The organism is Hymenobacter sp. BRD67 (assembly GCF_013256425.1).
Classification (GTDB): Bacteria; Bacteroidota; Bacteroidia; order Cytophagales; family Hymenobacteraceae; genus Hymenobacter.
Window position 1 is genome coordinate 1,646,153 of the sequence record NZ_CP053904.1, and the last position, 16,313, is coordinate 1,662,465.

Genomic DNA, 16,313 nt, shown 5'->3' on the forward strand with positions numbered 1-16,313 from the left:
TCACTCTGATTCCGAAGCCGCTCTAGTGGAGGCTGACGCAATAGTAAATATTATAAAATTAAAATGCTTATATGTTTGCTTCGTGGTGTTGCTCAAAAAACTCGTCGCACCAGCGACATACATTTTGGAGGGCCTCGGTCCGGTCATGAGCGTAGGCTTCGGTTACCCCAAGAGATTCGCCCATCTTCCATGGTTCGCCCTGGTTGAGGCGCTGCATAACCTCCGATTTAGAGGCCCGCAACAGTACATCGGCCACTTTTTCAGTCCGGGCGTCGCCCAGCGGAAATTTCGTGCCGGGGCAGCAAGGATTGATTTTCCAGAGTTGAATGCTGATTTCCTGCGGCAACTCAGTGTCTCCCAGAAAGCCCTTGGCCCCCGACAGAATGGCGCAAAAATTATGGGTAGGCTCTTTAAGCCAGATGTCTTTTTCCAGGGCGCGGCCGCGTGCCCAGTTGCCGCCCAGCCACATTTCCTCCGTAGCGCCCCAATACCCCCAGCTTAACCTATTTTCAGTCAGATAATGGTCTTTCTGGATGAGGGGGTCGTGGTCATCGCCGTTTACGCCGCGGCTTTCGAAGAGGTCGGCCAGGGTCATCAGGCGGGAGCCGGCCAGCTTATGGTAGCGGTCAATACTGGCAATATCGAAGCGGGTTACCCCCTTTGCAAGTAGAAAATCCAGAATTTCCGGCGTTAGTAAGTCGCCATTGGTTTGCAGCATTACCTGCGTGCGCCCCTGGTATTTCTCCTGAATGGCGTCGAGTATCAGGTAGAGCTTAGCCCGGTCGGCCACCGGCTCGCCGCCAGAGAGTATGAGGCGGTCGAGGCTATCGGGTAGGTTGCGCACGATGCGCAGGCAGTCTTGGGCGCTGATGCGCGTACCCTGCGGCCCAGAGCTATTGTAGCAGTGGTCACACTTGTCGTTGCAGAGTTGGGTAAACACCCAATAAACGGACTCACAGTGATTAAAATCGGTTTTCATAAAAATAAGCTGCTACCAAATCAGCGCTGTTCAATATCAAGTTAAGTAGTTACTGATTGCCTATTATTAGTATGGTATAATCGCTTGGCAGACAACCAACAGCAAATATTTCGTTTGTTTTTTGAAAGAACAGGTAGCGTATTAAGTCCCTTCTTTTAAGGAGAATGCGGTCTGCTGCACCCTTTCCCAAAAGGCCAGCTCAGCTTGGATAGTCGTGCGCGAATCCTGCACAAACTCCGCTACGCTAGCAAAGCTGGTCAGCTGGCCCTGGTCGAGGTAAGCAAAGCGAGTGCCCACCGTAAGAGCCTCGCGGCTGTCGTGGGTTACGAAAAGTGACGTAATCTGGTGCTGCCTGCTTACCCGGAGAAACAGTTGTTGCATATCGGCGCGGGTCTGGGCATCGAGGTTGCCAAAAGGCTCATCGAGCAGCAGCAGGCGCGGCCGGATGATAAGCGCCCGCCCGAACGATACCCGCTGCCGCTGCCCCCCGAAAGCTGATGCGGGGCTTTCTGAGCGTGGGCACTCAGTTCCAGCTCGTCGAGTAGTATCGTTACCTCCTTTGTAATTTCGGCTTGTGGCATTTTGCGGATGCGCAGGCCAAAAGCTACGTTTTCAAAGACGGTAAAGTGCGGAAATAGTAGTGGCTCCTGGTAGAGATATACCATCTGCCGCTCGTTGGGTGGCACGGGCCGCAGGTCTTTCCCGTGCAGGGAAAGTGTGCCCGCATCGGGTACTTCCAGACCGGCCAGTATTTTCAGCAGCGTGGTTTTGCCACAGCCCGAACGGCCCAGCACCGCTAATACTTCGCCTGCGTTCAGCTCAACTGAGATGTCGCGTAGCACCACCTGTTCGCCGAACCGCTTGCCGAGTCCCGCAACTGCAAGTAGCGCGCTCATACGCGGGCTCCCACGCCGTAGGCCGCCCCGTCGATGGTCAGGCGGCCGGCCGCGGGGCGCTCGCCGCTCAGCCATTCGGTAAGGCGGTCTACATAGTTATCGAGGTGCGTAATCTGCTGCACCCCGTGCTCCACGAGCGGGTCCAGCGTAGTCACCAGCAGGGTGCCGCCGTAGGCGTGCGTTTGCCAGGTAATCACCTCCCCATCCGAGTTAGTTTGGATAATTTCAGCTGCTGCCGGCACCCGGGTATACACCCCGTGGGTGTGCCAGCAGGCCTGGCGTGGGCTCAGACCCTGATACACGGGATGGCCGTAGTCGGTAGCAGAAACCGGGGGCTTCGTCGGGTTATCAACCCACCAGTAGTTGTTTACCGGACGGTCTTCCCACTGCGCATCCAGCCACGAAGTAGAGGAGTCTCCTTCTAAAAATACCTTCTTGCCGGCTGCCAGAAAATCGTAGATAACGGCTTTCTTCTCCGTGAGTACTCGTTGGTTCGACTGAAATGGGATGGCCAGGGCATCCAGGTCACGCACGGCGTCGGCATCGAGGTCGTGTACGTAAAGCAGGCGGTATAAGTCGCGATACTTAGGGGCCGTAGCCAGGGCGTAATGGGACCATACACCGTTAAAAATCAAGCCTATCTTAGCCATGCGCGGGAGCGGGTGAAGTGGAAAGCAAGTGGAGAAAATTACGGTAAAGCAGCACCAGAGCGCGGTCGGGCTGACCTGCGTATGTGACGTCAGCCAGCGGGCCGCTTGCCGTAAGAAGTAGCCGGCCCGCAGTGCTCACCTCATCAAGCACTACGATGGGCCGCTGCCAGGTGTCGACCAGCAGCACCTCGGCACCGGGGGCGGCCTGAATATAGCCGCACGACCACCAACCACTCATGCCGTGCGAGAAGTTCAGCTCGTCGAGGTCGAGGCCCCGAAGCAGGCCGTGCGGGTCAGGCCCAGGCAGATAGCGCACGTCCAGGGTACGGTGGGAGTTGTCCATCACCCACTGATTGCCTGGTACCCAGGCCGTAAAAAAACCATCGCAACACATCAGCGCCTTGCCCTTGTTCAGAAAGTCGCGCACCTGGTTCTTGATTTTTAGCATCGCCACGTGGTCAGAGCCGTTGGGTACCACCAGCAGGTCGTAGGGCGTTAGGTCGGGCGCGAAATCCTTGGTAATGAGACACGTGGTGTACTGCACGAGCTCATTCGAGATATAGTATTTTTCTAGCCCGACAAGGCCATTAGAAATAAGCAGGGCTTGCAGCATACGTAGCAGGGGCTCAGAGTAAGTGGAATTACGGCTTTCGCAGCAGGACAGATTTATTGGCTAAAAGTATCAGGGTGGGAGGTACCAGCAAGATGAGCGAAGCCACGGCCGCTAGCGCGCCATTGGCTTCACCCACATACGTAAATACTTGCACCGTAAGGGTACGCACCTTCCCCACGCTCAATACATTGGTCAGGCCAAAGTCGAACCAGCTGAGCAAAAACGTCTGCACGAGGGTAGCGCGCAGCCGTGGCCAGGCCAGTGGCAGCAGCACCTGCCGCATGGCCTGCTGGGGGTGCAGCCCAGAGTACGGGCCAGCTGTTCGTACTCCGTTACCTGCCGCGTCCAGAAGCTACCCAGTAGCAGCGTGGCAAACGGCAGGGCAATCAGCAGCAAGCCCAGCAGTACGCCGCCTACTGAGCCCGATAGGTGCAGGCGGATAATAAAGGGTTGAATGAGCACTGCCAGTAGCACCGGCGGCAAGGCATAGGGTAAATAGCTAAGTGTTTCCCAGCGCGCCGGCCAGCGGCTGCGCGTCACAGCCCGCGCCAGGATGAACCCGCCTGCGGTGGCTGCTACTGCCACTGTACCGGCCAATAAAAAGCTTCGGCCTAGCCCCGACAGCAGCTCGTTATCAGCGGAGAGCAGGTCTCGCAGCGCCTGCAAGGAGTATGCCGGTGGCAGAGCCTCCGGGAAATGCCAGTTCTCCCCCACGGCCAGTAGCCCAAGCAACCCAAATGGCAGGGTAAACAAGCAGGCGAAGAAAATAACAAGCAGCCGGGTGCGCATAGAGTAAAATCGGGTAGTGCCCGTTGTAAAACAGCCTGCTTGCTGAACAGCCGCTGGATGTCCGATGTGTGCTAGTTAGTGGTGTGTAAGGGTAGTGCCTTTGCCTGTCCTGTCAGCCGTAACAGGCCCGCAATTAGCCCGAGCAAGCTAATGGCCACTAAAAAGCCTGCCAGGTAGGCGGCCGGCAGCTCACGCAGGTCGAAGCGCTGAAGCCGGGTCGCAATGAATACGCTAAGCATCTGGGGGTAAGGGCGACCCAGTAGTAAGGGGATATCGTAGGCCCCTAGGGTAGCCATAAAGCTCAGCAGCAGGGTAGGAGCAGCCCGGCGCAGCAGTACTGGCCGGGCCACCCGCTGCCGAAACTGCCCCGCGCTGGCCCCCAGCGTGAGCGTAAGCTGGCGATAATCGTCGAGCCGGCTTTCCTGGTAAATGGCCTGAAATAGCAGGGTTATGAAGGGGAAGAGAAGTAGAACGTGTGCCAGAATAATACCCACACCCGCCGCGTCCTGCACCAGTTCCGGAAAGGCTGCTAAGCTGCTGGTCAGGCCAGCCTGAAAACTGAGGCGCGAAATCCAGCCTGCCCGGCTCAGCAGCTGAAATAAGTAGAACGCCACCACCAGGGAGGGCATAACCAGCGGCACGTAGAGCAGGGCTGGTAGCGCCGACCGCCGCAGCGTTGGCTGCGCCCGCAGGACCAATACCAGCGCCAGCCCTACCGAAAGGCCTACCGCCGCTACCGCTATCCATAGGCTGTAGAGCGCCGCATAAAGCAGCCCCGTGTCATGAGTCAGTTCTTGCCAGTAATGCCCGGTAAAGCCCGTAGCCAGGGGGCCGGCCAGGCCCAGGCTACCCGCCAGCGCATAGCCCAGGCCTGCCAGCGGCAGGCCAAGTACCAGCAATCCATACAGACCCAGCAGCGGATTCGGAAGCCTAAGAAGCCGGAATGGGCGCACCCTCAATAACATACGTTCTAAAATCCTTAAATAGTCGGGTCATATATTCCGGGTCTGGCTCCAGTAGGGCCTTTCCCTGGATTGTCTCGCGTTTGGGAGCGTAGCGGCGCGAGGGCAGCTGCGCAAACGCTTGGCGCTGAGCCGGGGTCAGGGCTTGCATCGCTAAGACTGTATGGTCGCCCCACACGTCGGGGTCCATTTTCTTGAGCTGGGCCTCGGGCGAAATCAAAAAGTTGACCACCAGCATAGCGGCCTCCGGGTGCTGGGCGTGGCGCACAATGCCCAGGTAGTGCGAGTTCTGAATGGTGCCGGGCGCGGGTACGTAGGCCCGGGCGGTGGGCGGGAATACCTTCTGGTTTACTTTATTGTCTACCTCCGCGTCGTTATTGGAGAAAGTGAACGCCACCTCGCCATTGGCAAAAAGCTGATGCAGCGGGGCCAGCTGCTCAGGAAAGGTCTGGCCCTGCTTCCAGAAGTAAGGCTTGCTGGCATTTACCTGCCGCCACAGTGCCCCCGACCACTTCTTGTACACCGCCTCATCAAACTTGCCCTGAAACAGCCTGGCGTCACCTGATAAGGCAATCATCCACGATTTCAGCAAGGTCATCCCCGTAAACTCATTTGGAATAGTAAACTGACCGGGATGCGCTTTTACAAACGCCGGCAGCTCGGCAAACGAGCGGGGCGGATTCGCTACCCGCGCCGAATCATAGATGAAGTTGAACTGCACGTTACCCCACGGGCATTCCATGCCCGCAACGGGCTGTTGGAAATCGGTGTTGATAAAGGGGTTTTGTAAATCAAGCAGCGGAGCATTGGGCAGCTTGGCTACGTAGGGTCCCAGCAGGGCATTAACCTGCCGAAGCTGGTAAAACGTCTCGCCGTTTATCCACACCAAGTCCGCTTCGCTGGGCTGGTCGGCCTGCTGCTCGGCGGCCAGCGTCTGGGCCAGGCCCGCGCCCTGGCCGGCCGCAATTTGCAGTTCGATACCGTAGCGGCGCTTCACCTCCGGTTTCACGTAGGTGCTCATATAGCGATTAATGAGGGGGTCGCCCATCCACATCAGCATACTTACCGGCTGATTGTGGCCCTTCGCCTCAATTTGCGGCCAGCTTTGGGCTAGTATCTGCGCCGACTCGCGTTGCTTACGAACGTTGCAGCCGGCCAGCAGCGCGAAAGCAGCAAGGAATAGAAGTCCATTTTTTTTCATAAAAATTGTACTTGAACGTCCTGCTGAGCAAGTTGAAGCACCACTGCCGGGCTGTGCAAAACCGGAATTTAAGTAAGCGTAGCGATGCTTTACCGCACGCAGCAGGACGTTTTTTAGTATGTTCGACCAGCTACAGCGCGTAGCGCAGGCCAAATTGGAACTGGCGCGGCGCGCTGGCATTGCGGCGCACAATGCCCGAGCCGGCCGGCCCTACCTGAATCTGATTGCTTTGGGTAGCGTTGTTGGCGTAGCCGCTCAGATTTTGAGTATTCAAAATGTTGAATACGTCAGCCGTTAGTTCGAGGCGACTCGTAGCCTCTCCGAAATGCAGGGTGTACTGCGCGCCTACGTCAAACGTTTTCGACCAGGGCAGGCGGTCGCTGTTGCGGCTCTCACCAGGGTAGCGATTGGTGTTGCCCTGGTAAGTAGTGCTGAAGGAGTTGCCGTCACCGTTCAGGTCGTTGGTGTAGGCCTGGGTGCCATCGGGATTGAACACGCCGGGAATGGGATAGGCCCCTGCCACGCGGTTGATGGGCTGACCGCTCTGTATTAATGCGGCCAGTGTAAAGCGCAGGCTTCGAACAGGGTAATAGCTGCCAATGGCGTTGATAACGTGCGTCCGGTCGTTGATAGAGTTCGCGAACTCGGCCCCGTAGTTGTTCGCATCAGCGGCCCGGAAGTTGACGTCCTCCGTATCATTTTTCAGATTTGACAGCGTATAGGTGATGCGGTAGCCGTACTTGTCCTCGGCGGCATCCTTCTGCAGATTGAAGCTGGCGGCCATGTAGCGCGAACGGCCCGCCGACTCGGTTTCTACAATATTGCGGGCCGCCCCAACTACTGTTTGGCCGCCAATAATGGCGCTGCCGTCAGCCTGAATGGGCACCGGCCGGGTAGCGTCGGCCTGGGCTGGGGTCCGCACGACCACGTTGTTAGGGTCATTCTGCGGGTATTCCGACGGGGCGTTCACATTACGCAGCCGAAACAAGTCATACGAGCGGTTGTACATCAAATCCACGTAAAACAGAGACTTTTTGCTTACCTGGTACTGGTAGCCCAGCGTGGATTGATGCGAATAGGGGTTCTGGTAGCCATTAGGGTTCAGAATGCGGCTTTCGTTGCTGGGTACCCCGGCGCGCTGGTTTTGCAGGGTTGCGCCCGAAGGGCCTTTCAGGTAGGCTACATTGCTGGCGCTGCCGCTCAGGTTGCCATCGAAGGTGATGCGGTCCACATCGGTATTAGCGGGCAGGGCCCCCACGCGCACCAGCTCGCGCAGCTCGGTTTTGTAGTCGGCCGAGGTGGTGTTCTGCTGCAAGGCGTCACTGTACACGGTGTACAGAATCTTGTCGTAGAAGATGCCGTAGCCGCCCCGCAGGCTGCTGCGCTCGGTGAGCCGGTAGTTGAAGTTAGCCCGTGGGGCCACGTTGTTGCGGTCGCCATGGTCCGCTCCACCCTTCGAGAGGTTATCGTAGTCGTAGCGCACGCCGAGCGTCACGTTCAGGCGGTCGGTTACGGCGTACAGGTCCTCCAAATAAATATTATACAGATTCTGAGTGGTGCCGAAGGGCTCCGGGCGTAGCTCTACGCTGTAGCTGTTCACTTGCACATTGCTCGGAATATCGTTGATGCTGAGCCCTGCGCCAAGGTTGCGCGCGCGCAGCGCGTCGAGCTGCGCCTGGCTCAGCGACACGGTGTAGCTGCCGTTGGGGTTGCCGCCGCCAAACAGCGAGTGCTCGGTACTGATGATGCCAAAGCCCCCTTAAAAGTACTGCGCCCGCTCACCAGCGTGAATTTCTGCTGGGCCTGCCAGGTCTTCTGGTGCGAGTCGAAGAGGTAGCCGGGGTTGCCCAGCACGGCCACGGCCTGGCCGGCTGGGTCGAGCACGGTTACATCGGGGCTGCTGGGGTTGAAAGCCGCCGCATAGTTCCAGCGAAAGCTGGCGTACTGTAAATCGGTTTCGGAAGTAATGCGCCGGCCTACGTACACGTTTTGCGAAGCAATGGCGACGGAGTTGCGGTCCTGTTGGTTGCCAGTCGAGGGGAAGGCTACGCCGCCGTCGAGGCCGCCACCCTGGCGCTCGATGTTCACATAGCCTACGTTAGCCCGCAGCGACGAGCGAAACCGCTCGCTCCAGTGTTGGTCGATTTTGCCTGAAAGGTACGTGAAGCGGTTGTGGCCGCGTACGGTGGCCGCCACCCCCAGCTCGGGGGAAGTCAGGGCGTTGTCCTTGATATCAAACGTTTGCTCGGCATTCAGGTAAAAAAACGTCTTGTCCTTCACCAGTGCCCCGCCCACGCCAAAGCCAAACTGCTGGCGCTGAAACCCATTCTGCACCTGATTGCCCGAGAGGTCACGCTGCGGAAAATCTGTTTTACCATCAATCGCAGGTCCCGGCCGGGTAAGGTAAAATGCCTCTGCGGTCAGATTGTTGGAGCCCGATTTAGTTGTCACGTTCACAATGCCGTTGGCCGAGTTGCCAAACTCCGTCGAGAAGTTATTGGTCAGTACGCTCACGTTTTGGGCGAAGCCTACCGGAATGGCGAAGCGCTGCCCACCCAGGAAGTTCTCGTTGTTGTCGAGCCCGTCAATCAGATAATTCGTATATAGACCATTAGCTCCGTTTATGCTTACGTTAGGCGCTTCGGAGAAGAAGCCGGTAGCCAGCGTCACATTGGGCAGCCGGTAGAGGGCCCGGGTAATATCGCGGGCCTCAATCGGAATTTCGCGTAGCTCCCGGGCCGAAAGCTGGGAGGCTACCTCGGCATTCTGGGTGTTGATAGTGGTGGCGTTATTAGGGGCGCGCACCACTACGCCCGCCAGCGCCTGGGTGCTGACCTGGGGCAAAACCAGCGTCACGCTGGGGCTGGAGTTAGCCCGCAGCGTAATGCCGGCCTCCCGCACGGCTTGGTACTGCTCCGTTACGGTGGTGCTTACGGCGTAGCTGCCGGCCGTGCTCAGGCCTTGAAAGCGTGCCTTACCCTGGGCATCAGTGGGGTGCTCGGCACTATACCCGATGGCAGCGTTGTCGAGGTGCACCGGCAGGCCGACGACGGGCTTGTGGGCGTTGTCGAGCACGGATACTACCAAATCTACTTGCGCCCAGGCAGAAAGCGTGGGCAGAAAAAATGCCAGGAAAAGGAGAAAAAGCGAAGAAGTCTTCTTCATAAAAGCAGGAAAAGCAAACTGAAACCATACACGTAGGCCGCCTGGCCGCATCACGGGAAACCCGCAGGTATCCGATGCGCGACGCAGGGCTGGCAACTCCCGGATGTATCAGTATGTTGGGGGCCTCTGCGGGACGGGCCACGCCTTCGCTATGCTGGCTTCCCCGTAGCCAGACCGGCACTAACCGCCGCTTCGGGGTACGCAGCCGGTGCAGGGCGCGCCGCAGCGGCCAGGGCAGGCATTGCCGCAGCACCCAGGCTAAATCCTGCTCATCGTCGATGTCGGCCAGGGTTGGTAATTGATGCACCTGGGCTCCCTGGCGGCGCAGTTGGTGTAGTAGCGCCGTGCCCAGTCGCTGGGTTTGCCAGGGTAATTCGAGCCAGGCCCCCTTTCAAAAAGGGTTTGGGAGATACCCAGCAAGTAAACGCCGCCGTCGGCAGCCGGGCCAAGCACTGCGCCAGTAGCGCGTACGGCTGCTACCGCCTGCCGCAGGGTAGCTATCCCCAGTTGTGGGCAGTCGTTGCCGATTATAAGCAGGTGCTCGTAGCCAAGGGCAAAGGTGGCCCGCACCGCTCCCGACAGCCGCTCGCCAAAAGTAGCCCCAGCCTGCTGAACTGAATCTACGCACACCATCTCGACACCTACCTGGCTAGCTGTGGCCGTGGCGTGGGCAATAAGTTGGGCAGCCAGGGCGGCATTGTCCGCTCTGCTGCCGTGCGTCAGAAACCGTTTGCGCACGCCCTCTTCCTCCGCCGAACGGGTAAACAGCAAAATAGCAACGCGGGCAAAGTCGGCAGTCACAGGTAGAAAAAAACGCTTCAGCAGAAGCTGCGGTCGGTTGGCCGTTAGAGCAGCCGATAAAAGAATGCCCGGAAAGAATATAAAAGCGTACGAAAAAAAACCCCGGCCTGGTTGAAGCTGCCGAGGTTATTCTACTGGCTGGAGGTAGTTAGTGAAGCCTATAAGCCACAGCCAAAGCTTTTTGTTGGAGTTCCGACACCTCTTGGTGCGCAACAATAAGCTTCTGGTTAATGCGCGTAGCTACTGGGTATGGATACACCTTATCAAAGATTTCACCGATGTCCAGTCCACTGGTGTTGGCCAGAATCAGCTCCTGTACCAGTTCGCCCGCACCAGGAGCTACCATGGCTCCACCCAGAATACGTCGTTTCTGGCCCGGTAAGGGCAGCCGATTCTTTTCAATGAAAAGCACTAATCGGCCGTAGCGGTAATCATCCACCACCGCCCGGTCGTCGTCGGCAAAATCAGTTTCCCAGCGTTCGTAAGGGGTGTCTCGGGCGCGGAGCGCCGCCTCGTCGAGGCCGAAGTGCGCTACTTCCGGGTCGGTAAAGGTGACCCAGGAGAAGTGGTCGTAGCTGAGCTTACGCTTTAGGGGGAGAAAAAGTTAAATAGGAGTAAGCGTACGTGTAGCTCTGCCCCGTGGCTGAATTTAAGCGAATTGGCCGCATCGCCAGCAGCGAAGATGTCTGGGTTTGTGGTTTGCAGGTACTCATCGAGCTGGAGGTGACCCTGGGCATCTACGGCAATTCCGGCCCGGTCAAGGTGCAGACTTTCGAAGCTTACTTCCCGCCCAACAGCAACGTACACGAGGTCGAACTCCAGCTTAAACTCCGCCCCATTCTTAGGTTTTATGTGCGCTTCGGCAGCTGTAGTAAAGGCGGCCACCACGGCGTCCAGGTGGATAGTGAGGCCCTCGGCGCGCAGTCGTTCGTCCAGCACGGCGCTGATAGCAGGGTCTTCTTTTTCAAGCAGGCGCGGGCCATGATGCACCAGCGTAACCTGAGAGCCCAGGCGCTGCATGGCTTGAGCCAATTCTACGCCATTCGGGCCACCGCCCACCACGAGTAGGCGCGCAGGTAACTCGCGCAAATTCCACACGTGCTGATTGTCGTAGAGGCGCACCAGCTCTGTGCCGGGAACCCGCAATGGCTGTGGGCGCGAGCCAGTAGCAATTACTAGTTTGCGCCCACGGTGTACCTGCCCATTGATTTCCACCTCATGCTCGCCCACAAACGTTGGGTGACCAATTTCTACGACAATACCTAGCTCCCGCAGGTATTCCGGGTTTTCGTGGGGTCGAATGATGGCTTGCCGGCTCCTGATATACTCCATCACCTGACTCATCGAAACTTGCCCACTTACTTGCAGGCCAAACTGGGTTGCCTGCCGGGCCTGCTGCACTTGCCGGGCAGCGTGAATGAGCGCCTTACTGGGTATGCAACCGTGATTAAGGCAGTCACCACCTATGTCGGACTCAGTTCGGTCAATGAGTAGCACGCGTAGTTTCACGCGGGCCATGAATAAAGCCAACCCCAGGCCAGCCGAACCAGCCCCTAACACAATCAGGTCAAAATCAGTGGTGCCGTCGGCCATAATACATGCAAAGGTGTTAATAAAAGAAAGGGCTTAGGAAGCAAAAAGCACTAATCAACTTCTGAGATACTGATTAAAGATGAGTTACGGCCAGGTGCGCACGTAGCGGCCCTGGGGGTCATAGCGCTTGGCCTGCTGCGCTACGTCAAAGGCCGTGTCGCGCACATCCGTGCCGGTGCCGGCGATGTACTTCCAGTTGCCCCAGTTCGAAGCCGGGTCGTAGTCGATAAGCTGATGCTCAAACCAGGCGGCTCCCCAGCGCCAGTCCTGGTGCAGGTCGTGAATAAGGTAGCTCGCTACATTCTGGCGCCCGCGGTTGCTCATAAAGCCGGTGGCGGCCAGCTCGCGCAGGTTGGCGTCGACAAAGGCATTCCCGGTTTGGCCCTGGGTCCAGCGCTCAAACACAGCGCGGTCGGGCTGCGTCGGCTTTGGTAGCTGGTCGCGCAGGCCATGCCAGCGGAAAAAGGCCGGTCCGGTGCGTCGGGCCAACAGCCGGAAGTAGTCGCGCCACAGCAGCTCCAGTCGCAGCTGCTGCGCGCCCTTGCTGCGGGTGCCGTGAATGGCCTCGTAGCCGTCAATGGCGGCCCATATTTGGCGGGCCGACAGGCTGCCATTGGCCAGCCAGGGCGAAAACTTGGTGCTGAAGGCCTCGCCCAGCAGCTGGTTGCGGGTGTCATCGTAACGGCCGATGAGGTGGCGTTCTACGGCGTAGTCGTGCAGCCGGACCAGGGCGGCGGTTTCGCCCCCGCCCAGCGCGGGTAGGGCCGAGCGGCGGTCGCGGGGCAGGGGTACCTGCGCTGGCTGGCCCATTGCGGTGGCCAGCGCGGCTGCCGTGGGCAGCGTGGCGGGTACGAAGCCCACCGGCAGCGGCGGCAGCTGGCGCGGAGCTGGCAGCGGGGGCGCACCGGCATGCGGGCAGCCACGTCGAACCGAAACTTGCTGAAGGAAAACGGCAAGTGCTGAATGGAAATGGGCAGGTCGTCCGGGTTCAGCAGCGTGAGGCTTTCAAAGCGGCGCAGGGGGTGTGGGGCCCCAGCGCCGCTTCCAGGGCCGCTTCGGTTTCGGCTTCCTCCGTGGTAAGCTCGGCGCTGGTCCACACGGCGGCGGCTCCATGCTGCCGGGCCAGGGCGGGCAGCACGTCGGCGGGCCGGCCCACCACGAAATGAATGCCCGCACCCAGCGCGGCGTAGCGGCGCTGCAAGTCGGCCAGCGTGTCGAGCAGGAAGGGAAGACGGTGCGGACCTGTGCGCGGCAGGCCCAGGTAGGGGTCGGGACCCAGGGTCACGGGGTCGAAGCAGTACACGGGCAGCAGGGCCGTGGCGTGGGGCGGCAGGGCAGCCAGCACGGGGTTGTCGTGCAGGCGCAGGTCGCTGCGCAGCCAGTAGAGAACGGTCATCGGAAGAGTAGCTTGGTGGAAATTAACCGGTGGCCCGGCAAATCATCCCGGCGCCAGGTTAAAGTGGTTTTGCGGGGCGTGTACATTTTTTTGCCAAACTGGCTCCCCTCTCGGTTGAGGAGAGGAGGCCGGCCCCAAAGGGGCTCGTGAGGTGCTCCGTTATAACGCAACGTTGCCCTGATAGGAAAACTGCGCTAGGTTCCCGGCCCGCCCCGTTTCCGGCCTTGTGTGACCGACGCACGTACTGCCTACCTACCGTTTAACCCCGTTCCATGTCCGACTCTCCCCTTACCGAACTCGCTGCCGTGTTGGCCGCGTCCCCGCCCGCCGAAGCCCTGCAACGCGCCCTCGACCTGGTTGGGCCTCAGGTGCGCGCCGACCGCTGTTTTCTCTACGTGCGTGACCCGGCCCAGGGCCGCGGCCGCATTGCCTTCGTGTGGCGCCTCGACGAGGCATTGCCCGACCCGCGCCACGACTGGCAGGATGATACTGGCGACTTGCCCCGGCAAGACCCCCTGTTCCGCGCCGCGCTGGCCACCCGGCCTTCCGTATTCGTCGACGACGTGCACGCGGCAGGACCCGAGGTGCTTAATCAGGAATTTGAGCGCACCACCTTCGGCCACCGGGCTCTGGTCCATGCTCACCTTGTCGACCACGGTCAGCTCTGGGGCATCTTGCAGCCCTGCGTGTTCGGCCACCCGCGCCACTGGACTGCCGCCGACCGCGCCTACCTCGATGCCGCCGGGCCGCTTTTCCTGCCCGTAGTACAAGCCTACATGCGCGGGCTCGGCAAGATTTGAGCGTCCGTGGCCGGGGGTGGCGCTGAGTAGCGAGTTCTAGGCGCATCTGGTGCCATATTGCCGCGCCGCCAGTATTTATCTCCTACTGGCCTTGTTTCCTTATGCGTAAAATCTACCCCCTGTTTCTGCTCTTCCTCTTTTCGGTGGGGTCACCCGTGGTTTTGCGGGCGCAAGTCAAGGCCCTTCGCTTTGGAAAAGTTGTCGACGGGCGCGGAAAGGTGTTCACCAACGCCGTCGTGCTCATTCGCGCCGACCGCATCGTGGCTGTCGGGGCGGCCCAGGAGGTGGCTATCCCTGCCGACGCCGAAACCATCGACTTACGCGCCTACTCGGCCATCCCCGGTCTCATCGACGCGCATACCCATATGACCTTCTACTGGGATAAGACGCCGGGCACCACCCCCTGGGCGCAGCTGGGCACGCTGGGGCCGGCCGTGACAGTCTTCCTGGCTCAGGAAAATGCCCGCAAAGCCCTGGCCACCGGTGTTACTACCGTGCGCGACCTGGGCTCGTTCGACAACATGGACTTCGCCCTGCGCGAGCTGATTAACCGGGGTGCTATCGTGGGGCCGCGTATGTTCGTGGCCGGCAACGGCCTGCATATCAGTAGCTCACCCTATAAAGTCGGGGCCATTCCCGATGCCGGGCAGTGCGACGGCGTAGAGGCCGTGCAGCGCGTGGCCCGCCAGCAAATCGCCGCCGGGGCCGACTGGGTAAAGATGTACGGCTCGACCGGCAGCGACAAGGATGTAACCGGCTTCCAGACGTTTACTTATGAGGAGATGAAAGCTGCGGCCGACGTGGCCCATTTTGCCGGCAAGCGCATTGCTATTCACTCCTATGGTCCCGATGGCGCCCGCGACGCGGTGCGGGCTGGTACTAATTCCGTGGAGCACGCCATTAATATCGACGACGCAACCCTGGCCATCATGGCCAAAAAAGGCACCATCTACGTGCCCACCGTCGAGCATAATAAGTACTACATTGCCCACCGGGCCGAATTTGGCTACGATACGACCGTGGTAAGAGAGTTGAATGGCTACGTGGCACAAAACTTCGAAACCCTGAAGCGGGCAATCAAGGCCAGGGTGAAAATTGCCATGGGCTCCGATGCTGTCTTCACGGGCTTCGGGGAGAATACCCGCGAGCTGGCCTGGTTTGTCAAGGCGGGCATGAGCCCTGCACAGGCCCTGCAAACCGCCACCACAACCGGCGCCGAGCTGCTGGGTCAGGAAAAAAATCTGGGCGCCATTGCCCCCGGCTTTCTGGCCGACCTGGTAGCCGTGGAAGGCGACCCGACCACCGATATCAACGTAATAATAGACCACGTGAAATGGGTGATGAAGGCCGGTAAGGTGGGCTTTGATGCTACCCAGCCGGCCGCCCCAGCGCCGCGCTAAGTATCGGCAGCCCCGGTATAGCCGGGTACTGCTTTGGCAACGTGCAAATCGAGCAGCCGGCCCACCGCTTGGCAGGGCGGCTGCAGTTGGTCGGCTGCCGCCAGCAGCTCGTCGAGGGCCACCCGGCCCCTAATCCGCCGCCGGGTGGCCCTCGACGAGCTGCTGGCGGCTCACCAGCGAGAAGTCTTCGCCTAGCCGGCCCGGTCGCGCTTGAGGTGGCCTAGGTTAGGCCGTTTGTAACCACTGCCTCGCCTCGCTTTCATGCTCAAAATACCGAAAATCGAGCGGGTGATGGGCTACTCCACTACCAACAGCCCGAGCCGCTAGGTTACCATCCGCTTGCGTACTTTCCACAATGGCACAATGGCTGTAAGCGCATTCGGCTATTGCCTGTGGAATCCACTGTTCAATAAGCCATCTCTGTTCGTCGGTCGATAAGGGTTGACGAACTGCTTGGTTGGTGAGCAGCTTGCAGGTGCTGTGATGCCGGAGAGCTTGCAGGGTATGCGAGTAGAGGGACTGTAATTCAGCCGAAGTTATCAGGGCGTCCGTCCAGCTCAGGACCACAAAGCCAGCTGGGTCATAAAAAATACTACCAAGAGGATTTCGGTAGTAAAACAAAACAGAAGACATGGATAGGATAAAGGTTTAATGGGCGAGCAGGCGAGCTAAACTAAATCAGAGTGTAAAAATTGCCCACTTAGGTATTCGTCCCGCAAAGAACGGGCTATTTGCCAGTACTACCTCTTTTCTGCTGCCTATCCAGAGCCCATTTTGGGAGCCGGCTTTGGCATAAGTACGTTCGCGCCACATTTTCAGGTTGGCCGGCGCGTCTATATTGGCAGGGTTCAGCACCGGCCAGGTAAGCGCGGTCGCGGGCTGGGCTACCACCGCCCCGGTAGCTCAAAGCCCGGCGTGGCCGTGTCCACGATGTAGACCCCGTCCGGCACGAGCTGCGTGAGCGAGTTAAACGGCCCATTAGGTTGCCATAAGCAGGTAGGGCGCGAAACGGGCGCGCGGCTCGCGCCGCAAACCCCACGTTTCGCTCCCAGGAGTACCGAATCCCCC

The 16,313-nt window shown here is 59.3% G+C and carries 18 protein-coding genes and 2 pseudogenes; 2 read left to right on the plus strand and 18 right to left on the minus strand.

Annotation, left to right across the window (positions count from 1 at the left end):
* Positions 1-67: 67 nt before the first annotated feature.
* The 16 genes and pseudogenes from GKZ67_RS07590 to GKZ67_RS07650 all read right to left on the minus strand — a co-directional run bounded on the left by GKZ67_RS07590 (position 68) and on the right by GKZ67_RS07650 (position 13,045).
* Positions 68-979 carry a radical SAM protein gene (locus GKZ67_RS07590; protein WP_173241786.1) on the minus strand — a complete coding sequence of 304 codons (912 nt, stop codon included), beginning with the start codon at positions 977-979 and terminating at the stop codon, positions 68-70.
* A 141-nt stretch (positions 980-1,120) separates the two neighbouring features.
* Positions 1,121-1,360, minus strand: coding sequence for a hypothetical protein (locus tag GKZ67_RS23225; protein WP_254245124.1), 240 nt, complete (start codon positions 1,358-1,360; stop codon positions 1,121-1,123).
* A gap of 90 nt (positions 1,361-1,450) precedes the next feature.
* A pseudogene (locus GKZ67_RS07595) lies at positions 1,451-1,950 on the minus strand (ATP-binding cassette domain-containing protein); the annotation flags it as partial.
* Positions 1,872-2,525: a hypothetical protein gene (locus tag GKZ67_RS07600; RefSeq protein WP_173241787.1), complete on the minus strand. Its 654-nt coding sequence runs from the start codon at positions 2,523-2,525 to the stop codon at positions 1,872-1,874. The pseudogene GKZ67_RS07595 and the gene GKZ67_RS07600, both read right to left, overlap by 79 nt.
* Positions 2,518-3,138 (minus strand): hypothetical protein, encoded by a 621-nt coding sequence (locus tag GKZ67_RS07605; protein WP_173241788.1) that lies wholly within the window; start codon positions 3,136-3,138, stop codon positions 2,518-2,520. Before GKZ67_RS07605 ends, GKZ67_RS07600 begins: the two co-directional genes overlap by 8 nt.
* A gap of 28 nt (positions 3,139-3,166) precedes the next feature.
* Positions 3,167-3,370: a hypothetical protein gene (locus tag GKZ67_RS23230; RefSeq protein WP_254245126.1), complete on the minus strand. Its 204-nt coding sequence runs from the start codon at positions 3,368-3,370 to the stop codon at positions 3,167-3,169.
* A complete protein-coding gene (locus GKZ67_RS07610; protein WP_254245127.1) occupies positions 3,331-3,927 on the minus strand; it encodes a hypothetical protein in 597 nt (198 codons plus the stop codon). Before GKZ67_RS07610 ends, GKZ67_RS23230 begins: the two co-directional genes overlap by 40 nt.
* A gap of 71 nt (positions 3,928-3,998) precedes the next feature.
* Positions 3,999-4,826: an ABC transporter permease subunit gene (locus GKZ67_RS07615; RefSeq protein ID WP_254245128.1), complete on the minus strand. Its 828-nt coding sequence runs from the start codon at positions 4,824-4,826 to the stop codon at positions 3,999-4,001.
* Between the two features lie 31 nt (positions 4,827-4,857).
* The gene (locus tag GKZ67_RS07620; protein WP_173241790.1) at positions 4,858-6,090 is read right to left on the minus strand and encodes an ABC transporter substrate-binding protein; all 1,233 of its coding nucleotides are present in this window, start codon (positions 6,088-6,090) and stop codon (positions 4,858-4,860) included.
* 130 nt (positions 6,091-6,220) lie between these two features.
* On the minus strand, positions 6,221-7,780 hold the full coding sequence (locus GKZ67_RS23235; RefSeq protein ID WP_254245129.1) for a TonB-dependent receptor domain-containing protein: 1,560 nt from the start codon (positions 7,778-7,780) through the stop codon (positions 6,221-6,223).
* Positions 7,771-9,255 carry a TonB-dependent receptor gene (locus GKZ67_RS23240; RefSeq protein WP_254245130.1) on the minus strand — a complete coding sequence of 495 codons (1,485 nt, stop codon included), beginning with the start codon at positions 9,253-9,255 and terminating at the stop codon, positions 7,771-7,773. Before GKZ67_RS23240 ends, GKZ67_RS23235 begins: the two co-directional genes overlap by 10 nt.
* 258 nt (positions 9,256-9,513) lie before the next feature.
* Complete coding sequence (locus tag GKZ67_RS07630; RefSeq protein WP_173241791.1) at positions 9,514-10,056, minus strand: DUF2064 domain-containing protein; 543 nt, start codon at positions 10,054-10,056, stop codon at positions 9,514-9,516.
* Between the two features lie 148 nt (positions 10,057-10,204).
* Positions 10,205-10,555 (minus strand): annotated as a pseudogene (locus GKZ67_RS07635) (NAD(P)/FAD-dependent oxidoreductase); the annotation flags it as partial.
* Between the two features lie 89 nt (positions 10,556-10,644).
* Positions 10,645-11,649, minus strand: a complete 1,005-nt coding sequence (locus tag GKZ67_RS07640) for a dihydrolipoyl dehydrogenase family protein (protein WP_173241792.1) — start codon at positions 11,647-11,649, stop codon at positions 10,645-10,647.
* A gap of 84 nt (positions 11,650-11,733) precedes the next feature.
* Positions 11,734-12,510, minus strand: coding sequence for an FAD-binding domain-containing protein (locus tag GKZ67_RS07645; protein ID WP_254245131.1), 777 nt, complete (start codon positions 12,508-12,510; stop codon positions 11,734-11,736).
* Positions 12,511-12,637: 127 nt separating this feature from the next.
* Complete coding sequence (locus GKZ67_RS07650; RefSeq protein ID WP_173241793.1) at positions 12,638-13,045, minus strand: deoxyribodipyrimidine photo-lyase; 408 nt, start codon at positions 13,043-13,045, stop codon at positions 12,638-12,640.
* Positions 13,046-13,317: 272 nt separating this feature from the next.
* Between GKZ67_RS07650 and GKZ67_RS07655 the strand changes: the two genes are divergently transcribed.
* Both GKZ67_RS07655 and GKZ67_RS07660 read left to right on the plus strand, forming a co-directional pair.
* Entirely contained in the window at positions 13,318-13,845 is a 528-nt protein-coding gene (locus GKZ67_RS07655; RefSeq protein ID WP_173241794.1) for a GAF domain-containing protein, read from the plus strand.
* 101 nt (positions 13,846-13,946) lie between these two features.
* The gene (locus GKZ67_RS07660; RefSeq protein ID WP_173241795.1) at positions 13,947-15,245 is read left to right on the plus strand and encodes a metal-dependent hydrolase family protein; all 1,299 of its coding nucleotides are present in this window, start codon (positions 13,947-13,949) and stop codon (positions 15,243-15,245) included.
* Here GKZ67_RS07660 and GKZ67_RS24110 read toward each other — a convergent pair.
* Positions 15,242-15,367, minus strand: a complete 126-nt coding sequence (locus GKZ67_RS24110) for a hypothetical protein (RefSeq protein WP_262889641.1) — start codon at positions 15,365-15,367, stop codon at positions 15,242-15,244. The genes GKZ67_RS07660 and GKZ67_RS24110 overlap by 4 nt on opposite strands.
* Positions 15,368-15,470: 103 nt before the next feature.
* Positions 15,471-15,878 carry a hypothetical protein gene (locus tag GKZ67_RS07665; protein WP_173241796.1) on the minus strand — a complete coding sequence of 136 codons (408 nt, stop codon included), beginning with the start codon at positions 15,876-15,878 and terminating at the stop codon, positions 15,471-15,473.
* Between the last annotated feature and the right edge of the window lie 435 nt (positions 15,879-16,313).

Bases quoted from the DNA above. Each gene is read 5' to 3' on its own strand.
- GKZ67_RS07590 (WP_173241786.1), bottom strand. From the start codon at position 979: ATGAAAACCGATTTTAATCACTGTGAGTCCGTTTATTGGGTGTTTACC.
- GKZ67_RS23225 (WP_254245124.1), bottom strand. From the start codon at position 1,360: ATGCAACAACTGTTTCTCCGGGTAAGCAGGCAGCACCAGATTACGTCA.
- GKZ67_RS07600 (WP_173241787.1), bottom strand. From the start codon at position 2,525: ATGGCTAAGATAGGCTTGATTTTTAACGGTGTATGGTCCCATTACGCC.
- GKZ67_RS07605 (WP_173241788.1), bottom strand. From the start codon at position 3,138: ATGCTGCAAGCCCTGCTTATTTCTAATGGCCTTGTCGGGCTAGAAAAA.
- GKZ67_RS07610 (WP_254245127.1), bottom strand. From the start codon at position 3,927: ATGCGCACCCGGCTGCTTGTTATTTTCTTCGCCTGCTTGTTTACCCTG.
- GKZ67_RS07620 (WP_173241790.1), bottom strand. From the start codon at position 6,090: ATGAAAAAAAATGGACTTCTATTCCTTGCTGCTTTCGCGCTGCTGGCC.
- GKZ67_RS23240 (WP_254245130.1), bottom strand. From the start codon at position 9,255: ATGAAGAAGACTTCTTCGCTTTTTCTCCTTTTCCTGGCATTTTTTCTG.
- GKZ67_RS07640 (WP_173241792.1), bottom strand. From the start codon at position 11,649: ATGGCCGACGGCACCACTGATTTTGACCTGATTGTGTTAGGGGCTGGT.
- GKZ67_RS07650 (WP_173241793.1), bottom strand. From the start codon at position 13,045: ATGACCGTTCTCTACTGGCTGCGCAGCGACCTGCGCCTGCACGACAAC.
- GKZ67_RS07655 (WP_173241794.1), top strand. From the start codon at position 13,318: ATGTCCGACTCTCCCCTTACCGAACTCGCTGCCGTGTTGGCCGCGTCC.
- GKZ67_RS07660 (WP_173241795.1), top strand. From the start codon at position 13,947: ATGCGTAAAATCTACCCCCTGTTTCTGCTCTTCCTCTTTTCGGTGGGG.
- GKZ67_RS07665 (WP_173241796.1), bottom strand. From the start codon at position 15,878: ATGTCTTCTGTTTTGTTTTACTACCGAAATCCTCTTGGTAGTATTTTT.